Below are 17,441 nucleotides of genomic sequence, written 5' to 3'. Positions count from 1 at the left end.
AGACACAATCCGCACAACTGGGCTGTAGAGGCCGCCGCGAGCTCGCCGCCGAGCCGGTGGCGGCAGGGCCGGATGATGCCAAACGTGCACAGAAGCTAGGTCCAGCAAACGCGCGGCCGGAAACGCCGGCATGGCAGTCTGGGACGTATGACCGATGTCGTCGGTGCGTTCGAGGCGCAGCGGCGGCGCCTGTTCTGGTTGGCCTACCGGTTGCTGGGGTCGGCCAGCGAGGCGGAAGACGCGGTGCAGGACGCCTATTTGCGATTGCACGCCGCCGATCACGAGGCGATCGAGTCGCTGCCGGCGTGGCTCACCAAGACCGTCACAAACCTGTGCCTGAACCGGCTCACGTCGGCGCGCGCCCGCCGGGAGGTCTATCCCGGCCCGTGGCTGCCGGAGCCGGTGCTCACCGAGGACCGCGCGCTGGGCCCGCTGGAAACCGCCGAACAGCGCGAGTCGGTGTCGATCGCGCTGCTGAGCGTGATGGAGCGCCTCGGCCCGACCGAGCGGGCGGCGTTCGTCCTGCGAGAGGCGTTCTCCTACAGCCACTTCGAGATCGCCGAGATCTTGGAGACGTCGGAGGCCAACGCCCGCCAGCTGTACCGGCGCGCGCGGCAGCGCGTGGGCGAACCCCGTCAGCGTTTCCGGCCCGACCCGGCCCATTGGCGCCGCCTGGTCGACCGGTTCTTCACCGCCGCCGGCGCCGGTGACGTGGCCGGGCTCGTCGAACTGTTGACCGCCGACGCGACCTCCACCGCCGACGGCGGCGGCAAGGTGTCGGCCGCGCGGCGCCCCATCGAAGGCCGCGACCGGCTGGCGCGCTACGCGGCGGGCCTGTTCGGCAGGAACCTGCCGCAGCTGGCCCTGCGGCTGGACGTCGCCGAGGTCAACGGCGAGCCGGCCATGCTGGCCTTCGACGGCGACCGGCTCGCCGGCGTCGTGTGCTTCGACATCGCGGGCGACCGGATCGCCGCCCTGCGGGTGATGGCCAATCCCGACAAGCTGCGGTTCATCGCCGGCCAGCTGTCACATCCGGCGGGCCTGTCCGGTCCGTAACGGTGTGACCAACCGAGTCCTGGTAACCGGCGGCACCGGAACCGTCGGCAACGTCGTCGTCGAGCATCTGACCGCCGCGGGCAGCGACGTGCGCGTGCTGAGCCGCGGCAAGCGGCGGCGCCAGCGCACCGACGTCCAGCACGTCGTCGGCAACGTGACGACCGGCGGCGGGCTCGACGCCGCGGTGCACGGCGTCGACGCCATCGTGCACTGCGTCGGGCCGAGCCGGCCCCTGGTCGCGGCGGCGCGGCGGGCCGGCTCGCCGCACCTGGTGTACGTCTCGATCGTCGGGGTCGACCGGGTCCCGTTCGGCTTTTATCGCAGGCGGCTGGCCAGCGAACGCCTGATCGCCGAGTCGGGCCTGCCCTGGACGGTGTTGCGGGCGACCCAGTTTCACGATCTCGTCGCGGTGATCCTGCGCATGCTGGCCAAACCGCCGGTGTTGGCGGTGCCGTCGGCGAGCCTGCAACCGGTCGACGTGCGCGAGGTGGGTCAGCGGCTGGCCCACCTGGCGCTGGGCGAGCCCGTCGGGCGGGCGCGGGACTTCGGTGGCCCGCAGGTGCGCGCGCTCGGCGATCTCGCCCACGGCTACCTGGCCACCGTCGGTAAGCGCCGGCCGGTAGCGCCGATTCGACTGCCCGGCAGGGTGTTTCGCGCCGTGGCCGCCGGCGGGCTGCTGGCCACGGGGGGCGCCGCCGGCACGGTCACATTTGAGCAGTACCTGCGCCGGCAGCTCGAGGCCGGCCAACTGCCCTACAGCGACGCGATCCGCGACTACCTGAGGTTCCGTCCAAGCAGGGAGGCCCGATGAACGCTCGGCTGACCAGCCCCGCGCTGCGCGGCGGGCTGTGGTTTTTGGCGCTCGTCGAGCTCGCGGTCGGGGTCGTCGCCACGGTGTCCCCTCGCGGCTTTTACCACTACGTGCCCTGGGTGGACCTGCTGCCGCCGTACTCCGAACACCTGATGCGCGACGTCGGCGCGCTGAGCCTGTCGCTTGCGCTGGTCCTCGTCGTCGCCGCGGTCACGATGGAACGCCGCATGGTCCAGGTCGGGTTGGGTGCTTACCTGGTGTTCGCCGTCCTGCATTTCCTTTTCCACACGACGCACCTGGAGAACTTCACCACGGCGGCCGCCGTCGGGCAGACGGCGATCCTCGGTGTCGGGGTCCTGCTCCCGGCGGGCCTGCTGCTTCTGACCGGGCGGCGCGGCAGCCACTAAGATTGAGCTGTTTGGTGGACAGGGGAGGCGGCGCGCAGCCGCCTGAGTGAGTCGACCGGACGTTGACGGGTGCCGAGGCCGCGCGGCTTCCCGTGCCGCGGCTCGCCACTTCCACCGATCACGCATTCAACCGTCGGGTGGGCGTTGGTCGATTATTCTGCAGCGGCCGTTGCGTACAAGTTGAAGGGGTGTTCGGGTGAACGTGAGGGTGGTGCTGGCAGTCGGGGTGCTCGTGGCATCGACGGCCATGGGCTGCACGTTCGCGTCCAGGAACCCGCCGACCAGTCAGACCCTGCAGGTCCCCATGGACGACGTGCTCAAGCAGAACGCCATCACGCAGAACGTCACGCTGGCCGTCGGCAACACGTTGACGGTCAAGCTCGGCTCGAATTATTCGACGCCCTACCGGTGGAAGCCCGACACGAAGATCGGTGACTCGACAATCGTCAAGCAACTCAGCCACGAGTACGTGCACCCCACCTCCGACGCGCTGGGCGCGCCCGGCACCGAGGAGTGGACGTTCTCGGCGCTCAAGCCGGGGCGCACGACGATCAGCACGTCCTACGCCAGCATCGTCGGCAAGGACAACAAACCGGTGTGCACGTACACGGCCAACGTGACGGTGCGATAGAAGTGTTCGGCTTTCTTCCCAACTTGGCTCGACGAAGCTGAACTACAAAAAATCCTTAGGCCGCGTTGGCCTTCAGTTTCGCCGTGTACACCTCGGCCAGGAAATGCTCGACGGCGACCGCGGTGTGCGCCGCCCGGGCCGAGCCGAAGATGTCGAAAGCGTGCTGGGCCAGAGGCAATTCGGCATACACGACGGGTTGGTTGCTGACCTCGCGCAGCTTGGTCGTGAACGTGCGAGCCTGCTCGACGTAGGCCAGCGAGTCGTTGGTGCCGTGCAGGACGAAAAACGGGGGAGCGTCGGGGCCGATGTGGTAGATCGGCGACGCGGCCTCGAACGTCTGCCGGTGCGTCGAGGGCCGTTGCTTGATGATCGACTTGATCAGCAGCCCCGGCATCATCGGATGCAGCGTTTGGTCGAAGTGGGTGAAGTCGTAGATGCCGTAGAACGGGATGGCCGCCTGCACGCGGGTGTCGGCGTCTTCGAATCCCGGCTGGAACTGCGGGTCGTTGAGGGTCAGCGCCGCCAGCGCCGAAAGGTGTCCGCCGGCCGAACCCCCGGTGATGGCAACGAAGTTCGGGTCGCCGCCGTATTGGCCGATGTGCGCCTTGACCCAGGCGAGGGCGCGCTTGATGTCGACGATGTGGTCGGGCCAGGTGTTGCGCGGGCTGTGCCGGTAGTTGACCGCGACGCAGATCCATCCCAGCTCGGCGAGGTGGCTCATCAGCGGATGTGCTTGCCCGCGTTTGTTGCCCGTCGTCCAGGCGCCGCCGGGGATCTGGAAGAGCACCGGCGCCTTGCCGTGGCGGTCAAGGTCGGGGCGCCGCCAGATGTCGAGGTGGTTCGCCCTGCCGCAGGGGCCGTAGCTGATGTCGGAGTCGTGGGCGTAGTCGTTGTAGATCCGCAGCATGCGCAGCACGCCGGGCGCCTTGGCGGTGCCCTCGGCGGCCGGGTGGCGCCAGAGCCCCTCGGAGTCGGTGCGCCGCTGCGGCCCCAGCCCGTCGTCGAGCGCCTTGGTGAGCGGCACGTCGGCCTGGTGCCCGGCGCGGCTGAAGTTCAGCAGGCCCGCCGCCGAGACGGCCGCCGTCAGCCACGCCAGGATTCGCACCGGCGGGATCAGCCGGCGCGAGGTGAGGGCCAGCCCGACGAGCTGGCTGGCCAGGGTCTGCAGCGGCAGCTCGGTGACCAGCATGCCGAACAACCACGAGAACAGCGACGCGTAGCGCTTGCGGGCCAGCGGCCGATAGGCGTTGAGGGTGCTCGCAGCGGTGACCGCCGTGACCACCAGCGACGCCACCTGCCGGAGGATGTGGATGGTTCTCGCGCTCATGCGGCACACCTTACGAGGTGGGCGAGCGGTGGGCGTGTACCCGGCGACCGGGACGAGTAAAACCGGAGGTAGCCAGCAAATCGAACATCGGGTCAGGCGGGGTGAAGCCATGGACATCACGCGCACAATTACGCCGGTCGCGGCCCTGGCCGCCAGTGTCGCCATCTCCGCGGGAGCAACGGCCGCACCCGCGTCCGGCGCTCCGGCGATGATCGGCAACTACGTCCTTACCGAGAAGAACCCGGCTGGCCAGGCGTTCGTCACCCAATGGAACGTCAACCCCTGCGGCGACGGATGCGTCGACATAACAGCTGGGCATGGGACTAGCCGAGCGCAGTTGGTCGACGGTCAATGGGTGATGGACATGTTCGACAACGTGCGCTGCGCGGACGGCACCAGAGTCCCCTACGCCGCCAACGCCCACATAACGTGGGACCCCAACACCCTCGCGGGCACCGATCAACAGGTCTACACGCAGGCAGCCTGCGGCCGACCGCCGGGATACACGCAAACCAACCAGATACAACTCAAACCGTCAGCTTGACCCCTAGGGGCGCCTCGTCAGGCGAGGACGGTTTTGGGCATCACGGTCGGTTTGAATCCGTATCGTGGCGCGCCGAACCCCGGGGATGTCCCAGCCATGGCCATCGACGGCATCCCGGCCGGCACCGCCGTCGCCGGCGCCGCCGGCTCCGCGTCAACGGCCCACCCCGAGCCGGCCGATGCCGATGCGCCGGAACTGGTCGGCGGGGCGGCCGCGGACCAACTGGCCGGCACCGACAAACCGCCGACCGTGGACGCCTGGCCCAAACCCACCAGCGCCGGCGCCCCACCGACTCCAGGAGCGCTGGCGGGCACCGCCGGGGCCGCCAGGCCGGTTGCCGCGAAAGCGCTCGGGGCGGCGTGTGCACTGGCCACTACGGGGGCCGTCGCGGGGGCGGTGGTCATGGCGTGGCTCAGCAATACTGAGTTCGGGATGGTGTTCATGACCCACCAGGCGGTCGCGTCCACCGCCCCGTTGATGGTGTTGGCCACCAACGGGTCGCCCACGATCGGCGTCGCCTGGGCGGGTACCGCGGCGGCCGGGGAGGCCAGCGCGGCAACGGCATTGGGCAAGCTGGAGATTGCCTGCACGAGGTCGGCCTGCGTGCTCGTGGTGGCACCGGCTTGGCCGACCGCGGCGGCCTGGCCGGCCAGCCATTGCGGGTTGGCGGTCTGCGCGGGGGACGTCAACGGGTGCAACCATCCGGCGCTCGCCGAGGAGGCGGCGTAGCCGTACATCGCGGCGGCGTCCTGGGCCCACATCTCGGCGTAGGCCGCCTCGGTGGCCATGATCGCCGGCGTGTTTATCCCGAGGAAGTTGGTCGCAACGAGTGTGGCCAGCTGAGCCCTGTTGGCAGCGACCACCCACGGGGGCACCGTCGCCGCAAAGGCCGCCTCGAAGGCGGCCGCGGAGGCCGCGGCCTGCGTGGCCGCGTGCTGAGCGTGCGCGGCGGTGACGTTCATCCACGCCACGTACGGTTGGGTCGCCGCGACCATCGATGTCGACGCCGGGCCCAGCCACTGCTCGGCGGTGAGTTCGGTGATGACCGACTCGTAACCGGCTGCGGTCGAACTCAATTCGGCGGCGAGGGTGTTCCACGCCGACGCGGCGGCCATCATCGGTCCCGCACCGGCACCGGCATACATCCGCGCGGAGTTGATCTCTGGGGGCAACGCTCCGAAGTCCATCTCGGTAACCTTTCCTGAAAGTTTGGTTGCTGCAATCGAATCCGTGATCCCTACACGCCCGCCGGCCGTCCCATCACGGTGGGCTTGACGCCGTACCGCGGCGCACCCATCCCGGCGGCCTTGCCCGCCGTGGCCACCGCGGGCATCGCGGCCGGCATGGTCGTCACCGGCGCGCCTTGGGCTGCGGGCGCGGTCCAGCCCGCGGTGGCTGCCGGGCTAGGATCCGCCGCCGCGGGGCCGGCTCCAGCGGCCCAGCTGGGCGGCACCGACAACCCGCCGACCGAGGCCGCCGGGCCCAGAGCGGGCACCGTCGGAACACCGCCTGCGCCTGCAGGAGCCGCCGGCCCCGCTGCGCCCGGCAGGACGTTTGCGTCCAAGCTCGCGGCGGTGGCGTCGGCGGAGAAGTCACCGGTCTCGTTGGCGGCGGGAAGAAGGCCGCCGCCGCACATCCCGAGCAGGTCCGACGCGGCGGAGTCCCAGTTGCCGGTCCCGATGTCGAGGATGTTGGCGAGGTCGCTGCCCGGCAGTTCGGCTTGTGCCGAGTTGGCGGCAGCACTGAAAATACCCGAAACCTGTTGGGAGAACGGCGAAGCGGTCGTCAGCGAGTTGGTGGACTCGGTGGCCGAGTAGGAACCGGCGCTGGCCCCCAAGGTGTTTACGAACAGGTCGTGAATTGCGCTCGCTTGTGCGTTGACCGACTGGTACAGGGAGCCGTATGCCGTGAAAATGGCTGCCTGCAATGCCGATACCTCGTCGGCGGCGGCGGGAGGCAGTCCGGTTGTCGGGCCCGCCGCGGCCGCGCTCTCGGCGGCCATTGCGGTGCCGAGCGTTTGCAGCTTGCCCGCCGCGTAGGCCAGCGCTTCAGGATGTGTGGTTACAAAATACATGGGTGCCCCCTTCTGCGGATGTGGTGACTTGGACTGATGACGCTTCGATTGAGCGCGCACAGGGTTGGGCGACGTTGGGACGGAAGCGATGTCGCATCATGTCGATCGCTCACATCTGCGTCCTTTGGCGAGTCGCCGTAGGAGGGTCAGACTTAATACTCCAACGCCTTGCAACCGCGCTCAAGAGTTCTCGGGCGTGGATTTTTGCGCGAGCTCTCGGGTCCGGCTCACCGGCGGCCGCGGCCGGTCGCTTTGACCGACTAAGTCACGGTCTGCACTTTGGCCTCTCGGAGAGGAGCGCGCTTCGAACATCCTGTGACGCGGGTGGTTTCGGTTTTACGGCCCTGGAGAAGGGCGACGATGCCCGTCGTTGAAGGTTATCCGCAAGCCGATTCGGGGAACCCTCGCCAAGCCGTCGAAACGCAGGGAAAGGATCGTCAGTTGTTTTCGGCCCACCGCCACCCGCTCCCGGGCGCCCGTTTCGGGCCCTACGAGCTGCGATCGCGCATCGGCGCGGCTCGAACGGGCGAGGTGTACCGGGCCTACGACACGCGCAACGGGCGAACCGTCGCGCTCAAGCTGCTCCGCAGCGGGATGGCGTCGGACCCGGGCTTCCAGCAACGCTTCCGGCAAGAGTCTTGCGTCGTGGCTCGGCTGCAGGAACCGCATGTCATCCCGGTGCATGACTTCGGGGACATCGAGGGAGTGCCCTTCATCGACATGCGCCTGGTCGAGGGCGTCAGCCTGAAAGACCTGCTGGCCGCCCAGGGCGCGCTGGCCCCCGGGCAGGCGACGGCGATCACGGCCCAGGTGGCAGCCGCGCTGGATGCTGCCCACGTCGCCGGGCTGGTGCACAGGAACGTCAAACCCGAAAACGTGCTGCTGACTACCGACAAGCATGCGTACCTCTGCGACTTCGGGGCCGCATCGGTAAGCGGGTCGTGCGACTACACCGCGCCCGAATTTCTCAACGGCGGTCGCGCGACACCGCGGGCCGACGTCTACTCGCTGACGTGCGTGCTCTACGAGTGCCTCACCGGGCAACCGCCGTTCGAGTGCGATACGCGCGAGCAACTGATCAGCGCGCACCTGTTCTTGCCGCCGCCCCGGCCGAGCATCATGCGCCGAGGAATCGACAAGGCGTTCGACGGCGTCATCGCCCAAGGCATGGCCAAGGAGTCCGCCGCGCGGTTCTCGTCCGCGGGTGAACTGGCCAGGGAGGCTTTCGGGCCGTCGCCCTCGAACCCGCGACTCCCGCCCACTCCCGCGGCGTCTCCCAGCCCGCCGTCGCGCACCCGGCCGTTCTGGACCGTCTACCCCAATCCGGACGACACCGGTTACAGCCCGTATCCGCCGCCCGCGCCGGAGCCCCGACCGCCGGCCAAGCCGGTCCTGGGACGGGCACCCGTCCTGGTCGGCGGGGCGGCGGCGGCACTGTTGGTGGTCGCGGCGGTCATCGCGGCGACATCGGTGCTCTTCGGCGGCTCACGCGACGGTTCGTCACCCGCAACCCTGTCGGCGGCAGCCCCGACCCCGTCGATGACGAAGACGCCGTCGCTGTCACAACCCGTCCAGGGGGCCGACGGCCTGGGCTTCGTCGGGCATACCGCGCGATGCGAGCCGGGCAACCCTCCCGCCGCGGTGCTGCGAACGGCCCAGTCACTTGCGGTGGTGTGCCAAAGCGCGCCCGGCAATTACTACTTCCACGGCGAGCGCATCCGCGATGGCGCCAACATCGAGCTGACGGACGTGGTGCGCTCCTCGGGTGGATTCGACGTGACCAATCCGTCTGACGGGGTTCGCTACGAGGTGCGCCCGGAACGGCTGCGGATCATCAGCAATGGGCACGTCGATTCCTCTGAGCCGGTGCTGGAATACGCGTCGGCTGGGTAAGTCACACTGACCACACCTGACTCTCGTGACGCACGGGATTTGGGGCCGGACAACTTATGCCATTCGCCGCAGGCCCTGGCTGGTGACGCTTGCGTTTTGGCGCTGTTGGCGCCATATTGGCGCCATGCCTAGCGTCCAGATCAAAGACGTTCCGGAGGACACCCACCGAGTTTTGCGCGAGAGGGCCGCCCGTGCGCATCAGTCCCTGCAGGAGTACCTTCGATGCCGTCTGATCGCTGAGGCGAATCAGCCCACTCTGGATGAGGTTTTGGGCCGTGTCGCCGATCGCCGCGGTGGCCGGGTGTCCTTTAAGGACGCCGTTGATCACGTTCGGGCCGAACGTGATCGTCGTTGATGCAAGCGTTTTGGCAGTGGCCCTGGGCGACGACGGAGCGGATGGCCAGCAGGCTAGGCAGCGGTTAGCGAACGAGGCGTTGGTCGCGCCCGAACTTGTCGACATCGAGGTTCTATCGGTGTGGCGACGTCAAGTCGCGGCAAAGCTGATGCCTGCGAGGAGGGCGGTGAGCGCGGTAGCGGATTTGGGGGATTTGCCATTGCGCCGCTCCCCGCACCAGCCGTTGCTGCAGCGCGTCTGGGATTTTCGGGATGCCGTTACGCCCTACGACGCCGCGTATATCGCGCTGGCGGAAGCCCTGGATGTCGCGCTGGTCACCGCCGACGCGCGACTTTCACGTGCCTCTGGCGTGCGTTGCGTGGTGGAGGTTGTCGGTAGAAGCTAGTGCCCGGCGCCGGCGTCCGACCTTGCGTGTATCGGGTGCCGCGCCTCGTGCCCACTCGCGGCGACAGACACCCGTCGCGCGGCCAGTGTCGCCGTGCGGCGGGCATTGCGGCGCGGCAGGCACATCGCGGGTCGAATGTTACGTTCGCGTAAGCAAATTCGCACTCGGGCCGTCTGCTGTTGATCTCGAGGCCATTCGGCGCGCTAAATGTTGCAGACAAAACTGTCAATCGATAGATATTGCCCGGGGCAGCGCCGCCCCGACGGATCGAGGGGTTTCCGGTGACCGCTGACACGACCGAAGTCGGCGGCGCGTCGCAGACCGCCACCACGGCGGGTGCCCGTGCCCACGCGCGGGCACAGCATGGACGTGCCGCGGAATTCATGCGCCACATCCCCGCCGACGCGAGCCCGACCCGCCCGCCCGACGTACCGGCCGGGCGGTTGGTGTGGTCGGAGACGGTGGCGCCGGGGGGCTACACCACCGCCGTCCTATCGCGGGGCACCCGAGTCCGCCTGGCCGACCCTGACGGCGATGCGTGCGCCCATCTGCTGCTGCACCGGGCCGATGCCACCCACGAGCGGCTCAACATCGCCGATACGGTCAAGGTCCCGTGGCAGGCCTACCTCGGTACCGGCCACCCGTTGCTGAGCGGCTTCGGCCGGGTGCTGGCGACCATCGTCGCCGACACGTCGGGCGCCCACGATGCCCTCACGGGAACCACGACGCTCGCGGGCAACGAAGAGAAATACGGCGCCGGCGCGCCCGAGTCGGCATCTCCGGCCGGGCGTCAGCTGTTCTTGCTCGGAGCGCTCAAACACGGCTTGTCGCAACGTGACCTGCCGCCGTCGCTGTCGTTTTTTCAGGGGGTTCGCGTCGGCTCGGACGGCACGTTCACTTGGCAGGGATCGTCCGGGCCGGGCACCCATGTCGATTTGCTTCTGCATGTCGACGCGATCGTCCTGGTCGCCAACACCGCTCATCCCCTCGACCCGAGGCCCGAATTCACGTGTTCGCCCCTGCGGATTCACGCGTGGCCCGCCGCGTCCGACCTCGACAGGTTGGTGGCCGGTCAGCTGATCGGTCCCCTGGGCCCCGAGCACCGACAGGCCGTCGCGAACACCGACGCCGACCTAGCCGCCCGAGGAGTGCAGTGACCGCCACCCACCCAACCGAAGCCCTCGTGGACGGGGCGGTCGTCCTCGACCGGACCGTCGCCCCGCGCGCGGCGTGGTCGGCGGTGGTCGCCGCCGGCGACGTGCTCACCATCGTCGACCTCGCCGGCAACCAGGCGGTGGACTGCCTGCTCTATTCCGCCGCCGACACGTCGGTCCGCTACTCTGCGCCGGAAACCATTGCGCGGCAGGGGCGCATCACGCTGACCACTGGATCGGTACTGCGCGCGGACACCGGTGCCGCGTTGATGACGGTGGTCGCCGACGAGGTGGGAGCGCACGACACGCTTGGCGGCGCATGCTCCAAGGAGTCCAACACCCTGCGCTACGGTCAGCACACCCGGGCCCAGCACGCCTGCATGGAGAACTTCCTGATCGAAGGCGCGCGCTACGGCTTGGACGCCCGGGACCTCGCCAGCAACATCAACTGGTTCATGAACGTGCCCGTCGACGCCGACGGCGCGCTCGGCATCGTCGACGGCCTGTCCGCGCCGGGCAAGCGTGTCGCGCTGCGCGCGGACATCGACACGCTGGTCCTGGTGTCGAATTGCCCCCAGATCAACAACCCCTGCAACGCATTCAACCCCACGCCGGTCCGCATGATTGTGACCCGACCGGGTCAGGCGGGCGGCGAGTGACCGCGGCGCAGACGGTCCTCATCGCCAATCGGGGGGAGATAGCCGTCCGGCTGATACGCTCGGCAAGGCTGCTGGGCCTGCGCACGGTCGCGGTGTTCTCCGACGCCGACCGCGGCGCGCCCCACGTCCGGATCGCCGACGCCGCAGTGCGGCTCGGCCCAGCCGCGCCCGGCGAAAGCTATTTGCGGATCGACGCGATCCTTGCCGCCGCCGACGAGGCCGGTGCCGACATGATCCACCCGGGGTACGGATTCCTCTCGGAGGACGCCGATTTCGCCGCCGCCGTGGAGGATGCGGGCATGTCCTTCGTCGGCCCGACCCCACACCAACTGCGGGTGTTCGGCACCAAACACACGGCCCGCGCGGCGGCTGTGGCGGCGGGTGTCCCGGTGTTTCCGGGATCGGATCTGCTCGACAGCGCGGACGCGGCGACCCGCGCGGCCGACGACATCGGGTACCCCGTCATGCTCAAGGCCACCGGCGGCGGTGGCGGGATCGGCATGCAGGTGTGTCGCGACCGCGCCGAACTTCGCTCGGCGTTCGAGCGCGTGGCCCGGCAGGCTGAGCGCAGCTTCGGCTCGGCGGGCGTGTTCGTGGAGCGTTTTGTCGAGGACGCGCGGCACGTCGAGGTGCAGATCTTCGGCGACGGGGCGGGTCGGGTGTTGTCGCTGGGCGATCGCGACTGTTCACTGCAACGCCGCAACCAGAAGGTGATCGAGGAGGCACCGGCGCCCGCGCTGCCGGACGAACTGCGCGACCTGCTGCATTCGTCGTCCCGCACGCTGGCCGCGTCGGTCAACTACCGCTCGGCAGGCACCGTCGAATTTGTCTACGACCGGCGCCGCAGGCAGGCGTCCTTCCTCGAGGTGAACGCGCGCCTGCAGGTGGAGTATCCCGTCACCGAGGCCGTGACGGGAATCGACCTGCCGGCCTGGATGTTTCGGTTGGCTCGCGGCGAACGGGAGATGCTGTCGCAACACCTGGCGCCTGGCGCCATGACAGGTGCTGTCGACGCGGTGGGCCATGCGGTGGAGGCGCGGATCTACGCCGAGAACGCAACCCGCGATTACCGCCCAAGCACCGGAACGCTCACTGCCGTAACGTTTCCCGACCGGCTCGCCGATGGAACGAAGGTCCGTGTCGACACCTGGGTCGAGGCTGGGACGGACGTCACGGCGTGGTACGACCCGCTGCTGGCCAAAGTCATCGCCGCAGCGCCTGACCGCGACACCGCACTGGATCGGCTCGGCGCCGCCCTGGACGCCACCGACGTGCGGGGCATCGAGGTGAACATCGGCGTGGCCCGCGCGGCGTTGGATCACCGCGACGTGCGAGCCGGCACGCATAGCACCGCCACCTTCGCCGCCGTCACGGACCCGCGCCCCAGCATTATCGTCGAGCGTCCCGGCCTGTTGACCACCGTTCAGGACCTGCCCGGGCGGCTGGGCATGTGGGACGTCGGCGTGCCGCCGAGCGGACCGATGGACGACCTGTCGTTTCGTCTCGGCAACCGTGCGCTTGGCAATGTCGATGGAGCGCCGGGACTCGAGTGCACGTCGGTGGGCCCGGCGTTGCGCGTGACGCATCCGACGACGGTGTGCGTCACAGGTGCCGAATGCCCACTGACGGTGGACGGCACGCCCGTCCGGATGTGGGAGCCCGTCGAGATACCGGCGGGGGCTGTGCTCGACGTCGGTGCCGCCGAGAAGGGCTTGCGGACATACGTTCTCGTCGCCGGCGGCTTCGACGTGCCGGCCTATCTCGGCAGCGCGTCCACCTTCACCCTCGGGCGGTTCGGCGGTCACGGCGGGCGCCCACTGGTGGCCGGTGACGTGCTGCGGGCCAACCACTCCCCGCACAACGGGCCCGCGGTGGCGGTGCCGCTCGAGGATCGCCCGACGCTGCGGTCCGACTGGGAACTCGCCGTCACCGAGGGCCCGCACGGCGCACCCGAGTTCTTCACCCGCGCTGACATCGACGCCATCTTCGGCAGCCGGTACCGCGTGCACTTCAACTCGGCGCGCACCGGCGTGCGCCTCGAGGGGCCTACGCCGGAATGGGCGCGCCCCGATGGTGGGGACGCCGGGCTCCATCCCTCGAACATCCACGACAATGCCTATTCCGTCGGTGCAATGGATTTCACCGGTGACACCCCGATCCTGCTCGGCCCCGATGGCCCGAGTCTGGGCGGCTTCGTATGCCCGGTGACCGTCACCTCGGCCGACCGATGGAAACTGGGGCAGTTGCGCCCGGGCGACACCGTCCGGTTCGTCCCGGTCCGCGCCGCCGATGTGCCGTCGCGCCGGGACGTGGGAAGGGCGCGTGGCGCAACGGGTTTCGTGCCACGAACCGGGGGCGACGGCGACGACGGCGTGCTGGCCCGCCGTGCCGGAGACGGCGGCCCCTCGGTCACTTACCGACGCAGCGGCGACGACAACGTGCTAGTCGAGTACGGCGACATGGTTCTCGACCTCGCACTGCGCGTCCGAGTCCATGCCCTGCATCGTCACCTGGACGGCCTGCGCCGAGACGGCGACGTATCCGGAATAGTGGACCTGACGCCGGGAATCCGGTCGCTGCAGGTGCACGTGGACCCCGACGTGCTCTCGGTCAACTCGCTGCTCGGGCTGCTGCGCGAAGTGGAAGAAGCGCTGCCGGCGACGTCGGATGTCGTGGTGCCGAGCAGGTCGGTCCGGTTGCCCCTGAGCTGGGACGACCCCGCGACCCGGGAGGCCATCGCGCGGTACATGTCGGGTGTGCGCGACGACGCGCCGTGGTGCCCGTCCAACATCGAGTTCATCAGGCGCGTCAACGGGTTGGCGTCGCAGGCCGATGTCATGGACACCGTGTTCGCCGCGGAGTACCTGACCTTGGGGCTGGGCGACGTGTACCTCGGCGCGCCCGTGGCAACGCCGCTCGATCCTCGACACCGGTTGGTGACCACCAAGTACAACCCCGCACGCACCTGGACGGCCGAGAACTCCGTCGGCATCGGCGGCGCGTACCTGTGCATCTACGGCATGGAGGGGCCGGGCGGCTATCAGCTTGTGGGGCGGACCACCCAGGTGTGGAGCCGCTACCGACACACCGCGCCGTTCGAGTCCGAAAACCCATGCCTGCTACGGTTTTTCGACCGAATCAGCTGGTATCCGGTGTCCGCCGAAGAGTTGCTGGATTTGCGCGCCGACTTGGCCGCGGGCCGGGGTTCGGTCGACATCACCCCCGGGGCGTTTTCGCTGGCCGAACACGAGCGCTTTCTTGCCGACCATGCGGACTCGATCGCGGAGTTCCGTGCGCGTCAGAGCGGCGCCTTCGTCGCCGAACGTGCCGCGTGGGCTGGGGCGGGGGAGTTCGACCGCGCGCAACGGGCCGAATCCCGTTCTGTCGCAGCCACGGTGGACCTGGTGCTCGACCCCGACGAGCAGCGGTTGGATGCGCCGTTCTCCGCCAACGTGTGGCGGGTGGACGTGGCGGTCGGCGACGATGTGGTGGCGGGTCAGTCGCTGCTCGCGCTGGAGGCCATGAAGATGGAGACTGTGGTGACCGCCCCCGCGGACGGTGTCGTCACCAGGGTATTGGTGGAGGCCGGCAACCAGGTCGACCCGGGCACCCCGTTGGTCGTCGTGGGCCCACCCGTGTCGGAGCGGGACGTCATGGAGGTGTCGGCATGAGCGCTGTCGAGCGGGTGCGCGCGGCGTACGCGGCCATCGAGGCCGTCGACCGGCCAGAGATCTGGATCTTTCTGCGGCCCATGGCCGATGCGCTGGCCGAGGCGGTGGCCGTCGACGCCGCGGTCGCGCAGGGAAAGGACCTGCCGCTGGCCGGGCTGGTCGCCGCCGTCAAAAACAACGTCGACGTCGCCGGCCTGGCCACCACCGCGGGATGTCCGGCCTTCGCGACCGCACCGGCGGACGCCGACGCTCCCGTCGTGGCGCGGTTACGCGATGCCGGCGCCGTCGTAATCGGGGCGACCAACCTCGATCAGTTCGCGACCGGGCTGGTCGGAACGCGCAGCCCGTACGGCGCGGTGCGGGATGCCCGTCGGCCCGAACGCATCTCGGGCGGCTCCAGCTCCGGGTCGGCGGTCGCCGTCGCGCTCGGTCTCGCCGACATCGCCGTCGGCACCGACACGGCGGGATCCGGCCGGGTGCCCGCGGCGCTGCAGGGCATCGTGGGCATCAAACCCACGCCCGGCGTGGTGCCCACCGCCGGGGTCGTTCCCGCGTGCCGCTCCTATGACTGCGTGACGGTGCTGGCGCGCGACATCGACACCGCCGACGCCGCGATGGGGCTGATGGCCGGTGGGGCGCGCCCGTTTCCGCCGAACGCGCCGCTGGCCGCGCCCCGCAATGCCACAGTGGCCGTCCCGCGGGAACTGCCGGGACTGTCCGGGCCGTGGCGGTCGGCGTTTCACGATGCCCGCGACCGTCTTGCGGAACACGGTGTGGCACTGCGTGAGATCGACCTGTCGGCGTTCCTCGATGCGGCCCGTTTGCTCTATGAGGGCGGCCTGGTCGCCGAAAGACACGAGGCCGTCGGGGCATTCGTCGACGCCCACCGCGCCGAGGTGGATCCGACGGTGGGGGCGATCGTGTCGGCTGCGGGGGCGGTCCGCGCCACCGACCTGCTCGCCGACCGCGTCCGGCTGACCGAACTCACCGCGACCGCACTCGCCGAATTGCGGGGCTGCGACGCGTTGCTGGTTCCGACCACGACGAGCCACCCGACGATCGCCGAGGTCAACGCCGACCCCGTCACCGTCAACTCCGCGCTGGGCGTCTACACGAACTTCTGCAACCTGATGGACCTGTGCGCGGTTGCGGTGCCGTCGGGGACAGCCGACGGGTCGCAGTTCGGCGTGACGGTGGTCGCTAGGTCGGGGGCCGACGCCGTCGCACTGGACCTGGCACGCCTCGTCATCGCCCCGACGCGGCCGGTGGCCCGCCCGGGTGCGGTTTCACTGCCCGGCAGCGGCCGCGCCCCTTGGCCGGTCCGGGCCGGCTTGGCCGCCGTCCCACTGTTCGTCGTCGGTGCGCACCTGCACAACCAGCCTTTGGCGCATCAGCTCACCGACCGCGGGGCGCGCTGGGTGGGACCCGCCGCCACCGCGCCGCTGTACCGGCTCGCTCGCCTCAACACCACGCCGGCCAAGCCGGGGCTGGTGCGGGTCGGCGCCCAGGCCGGCGTGCAGATCGGGGGCGAACTGTGGCTGGTCGGCACCGCCATGCTGGGCGATTTCCTTTCGGCCCTGCCCGCGCCGATGGCGCTCGGCCCGGTCACCCTGGCCAACGGGGAGCACGTCGTTGGTTTCGGCTGCACCCTCGACGCGTGGCGGGAGGGCGAGGACATCTCCCAGTACGGCGATTGGCCGAGCTATTTGCGGGCGTTGGACTCCGCCGCGCAGGCGGCGTCGGCCTGAGTTCCGCCGGCATCGGGCGCGTTCACCAACTCGTCGAGTATGCGACGGGCCTGCGTCTTCAGCCTCGCCCCGCTGGTGGCGGTCAGCGCGCGCAAGCAGGCGTCGGCGATGCCATCGGCGATGCACTCGGCCCCCACCTTGTCCAACCATCCCGGGGTATCGAGCCTGATCTGGATCGCGGTCTCGACGAAGTGAAACGGTAATTCCGTCGCGACGGTCGTCTCGATTCTCGGTCGCCGCTGCCAGGCGCTCGAGTCGGCGCACGTTTGACGCGCGAGTTGCCGATAGCTCTTGCGGAGATATTCGCGGCGGGCCTCGAAGTGGGGGAACTTGGTACCCCGAGTCTCCGGAAACTGGTATAAGGCACCCAGATTCCACCGACTGGCGAGCAGCTGGTGTGAGTCGTACCAGACCATGACGTAAAGGCGGCTCGCCGCGGGCCCGGGGTGGTTGAGCAGCCGTCGCGCGAGTGCCGCCGACGCGTCGACCGTGCGCACCAGCAGGTTGTCGAGGATGTCGTCCTTGGTCTCGAAGTGGTGATAGATGCTGCTCTGCCTGATGCCGACCGCGTCGGCGATGGCCCGCGTCGACGTTGCTGTGTACCCGCATTCAGTGAACAGTTCGGCGGCGGCGTCGAGAATCTCCTCCCGCGGCGTGTCACCAGGTCTGCGCTGATCGATGATCCTGGGGCGTCCGCGACGGGGTGAACTCATTCCACAGAGGATG

At 69.4% G+C, this 17,441-nt stretch carries 16 protein-coding genes; 12 read left to right on the top strand and 4 right to left on the bottom strand.

The window, feature by feature from the left end; genetic code table 11:
* The first annotated feature begins 147 nt into the window (after positions 1-147).
* The 4 genes from AWC19_RS04730 to AWC19_RS04715 all read left to right on the top strand — a co-directional run bounded on the left by AWC19_RS04730 (position 148) and on the right by AWC19_RS04715 (position 2,905).
* Positions 148-1,056, top strand: coding sequence for an RNA polymerase sigma-70 factor (locus AWC19_RS04730; protein WP_085076933.1), 909 nt, complete (start codon positions 148-150; stop codon positions 1,054-1,056).
* Between the two features lie 4 nt (positions 1,057-1,060).
* A complete protein-coding gene (locus AWC19_RS04725; protein ID WP_085076932.1) occupies positions 1,061-1,867 on the top strand; it encodes an SDR family oxidoreductase in 807 nt (268 codons plus the stop codon).
* A complete protein-coding gene (locus AWC19_RS04720; RefSeq protein WP_245848739.1) occupies positions 1,864-2,274 on the top strand; it encodes a hypothetical protein in 411 nt (136 codons plus the stop codon). Before AWC19_RS04725 ends, AWC19_RS04720 begins: the two co-directional genes overlap by 4 nt.
* Before the next feature lie 247 nt (positions 2,275-2,521).
* The gene (locus tag AWC19_RS04715; RefSeq protein ID WP_276042910.1) at positions 2,522-2,905 is read left to right on the top strand and encodes a protease inhibitor I42 family protein; all 384 of its coding nucleotides are present in this window, start codon (positions 2,522-2,524) and stop codon (positions 2,903-2,905) included.
* A 55-nt stretch (positions 2,906-2,960) separates the two neighbouring features.
* Here AWC19_RS04715 and AWC19_RS04710 read toward each other — a convergent pair whose 3' ends face one another.
* Positions 2,961-4,232 carry an alpha/beta hydrolase gene (locus AWC19_RS04710; protein WP_085076930.1) on the bottom strand — a complete coding sequence of 424 codons (1,272 nt, stop codon included), beginning with the start codon at positions 4,230-4,232 and terminating at the stop codon, positions 2,961-2,963.
* Positions 4,233-4,341: 109 nt separating this feature from the next.
* Here AWC19_RS04710 and AWC19_RS04705 point away from each other — a divergent pair, with 109 nt between their 5' ends.
* Positions 4,342-4,776 carry a hypothetical protein gene (locus AWC19_RS04705; protein WP_085076929.1) on the top strand — a complete coding sequence of 145 codons (435 nt, stop codon included), beginning with the start codon at positions 4,342-4,344 and terminating at the stop codon, positions 4,774-4,776.
* 17 nt (positions 4,777-4,793) lie between these two features.
* On the opposite strand, the gene AWC19_RS04700 is transcribed toward AWC19_RS04705, so the two are convergent.
* Positions 4,794-5,963 carry a PPE family protein gene (locus tag AWC19_RS04700; RefSeq protein WP_085076928.1) on the bottom strand — a complete coding sequence of 390 codons (1,170 nt, stop codon included), beginning with the start codon at positions 5,961-5,963 and terminating at the stop codon, positions 4,794-4,796.
* A 50-nt stretch (positions 5,964-6,013) separates the two neighbouring features.
* Entirely contained in the window at positions 6,014-6,850 is an 837-nt protein-coding gene (locus AWC19_RS04695) for a PPE family protein, SVP subgroup (protein WP_085076927.1), read from the bottom strand.
* Positions 6,851-7,291: 441 nt separating this feature from the next.
* Here AWC19_RS04695 and AWC19_RS04690 point away from each other — a divergent pair, with 441 nt between their 5' ends.
* From AWC19_RS04690 to atzF, 7 genes are all read left to right on the top strand, one after another.
* Positions 7,292-8,743 (top strand): serine/threonine-protein kinase, encoded by a 1,452-nt coding sequence (locus AWC19_RS04690; RefSeq protein ID WP_245848737.1) that lies wholly within the window; start codon positions 7,292-7,294, stop codon positions 8,741-8,743.
* Positions 8,744-8,867: 124 nt separating this feature from the next.
* Positions 8,868-9,098 (top strand): FitA-like ribbon-helix-helix domain-containing protein, encoded by a 231-nt coding sequence (locus tag AWC19_RS31520; RefSeq protein ID WP_085076925.1) that lies wholly within the window; start codon positions 8,868-8,870, stop codon positions 9,096-9,098.
* Entirely contained in the window at positions 9,064-9,483 is a 420-nt protein-coding gene (locus tag AWC19_RS04680; protein WP_245848736.1) for a type II toxin-antitoxin system VapC family toxin, read from the top strand. The genes AWC19_RS31520 and AWC19_RS04680 overlap by 35 nt, the downstream gene beginning before the upstream one ends.
* Positions 9,484-9,764: 281 nt before the next feature.
* Complete coding sequence (locus AWC19_RS04675; protein WP_245848734.1) at positions 9,765-10,640, top strand: urea amidolyase associated protein UAAP1; 876 nt, start codon at positions 9,765-9,767, stop codon at positions 10,638-10,640.
* Positions 10,637-11,296, top strand: a complete 660-nt coding sequence (locus tag AWC19_RS04670; RefSeq protein WP_085076922.1) for an urea amidolyase associated protein UAAP2 — start codon at positions 10,637-10,639, stop codon at positions 11,294-11,296. The genes AWC19_RS04675 and AWC19_RS04670 overlap by 4 nt, the downstream gene beginning before the upstream one ends.
* Positions 11,293-14,967: an urea carboxylase gene (uca, locus tag AWC19_RS04665; RefSeq protein WP_085076921.1), complete on the top strand. Its 3,675-nt coding sequence runs from the start codon at positions 11,293-11,295 to the stop codon at positions 14,965-14,967. Before AWC19_RS04670 ends, uca begins: the two co-directional genes overlap by 4 nt.
* A complete protein-coding gene (atzF, locus tag AWC19_RS04660) occupies positions 14,964-16,715 on the top strand; it encodes an allophanate hydrolase (RefSeq protein ID WP_085076920.1) in 1,752 nt (583 codons plus the stop codon). The genes uca and atzF overlap by 4 nt, the downstream gene beginning before the upstream one ends.
* Here the strand turns inward: atzF and AWC19_RS31110 are convergent.
* Positions 16,670-17,428: a TetR/AcrR family transcriptional regulator gene (locus AWC19_RS31110; protein WP_085076919.1), complete on the bottom strand. Its 759-nt coding sequence runs from the start codon at positions 17,426-17,428 to the stop codon at positions 16,670-16,672. The two genes, atzF and AWC19_RS31110, sit on opposite strands and share 46 nt — an antisense overlap.
* Positions 17,429-17,441 lie beyond the last annotated feature (13 nt).

Origin of the sequence: Mycobacterium palustre (assembly GCF_002101785.1) — a bacterium.
Taxonomy (GTDB): Bacteria; Actinomycetota; Actinomycetes; order Mycobacteriales; family Mycobacteriaceae; genus Mycobacterium; species Mycobacterium palustre.
Note: the sequence above shows the minus strand (reverse complement) of the source record. Positions and strands in the feature narration are given on the sequence as shown.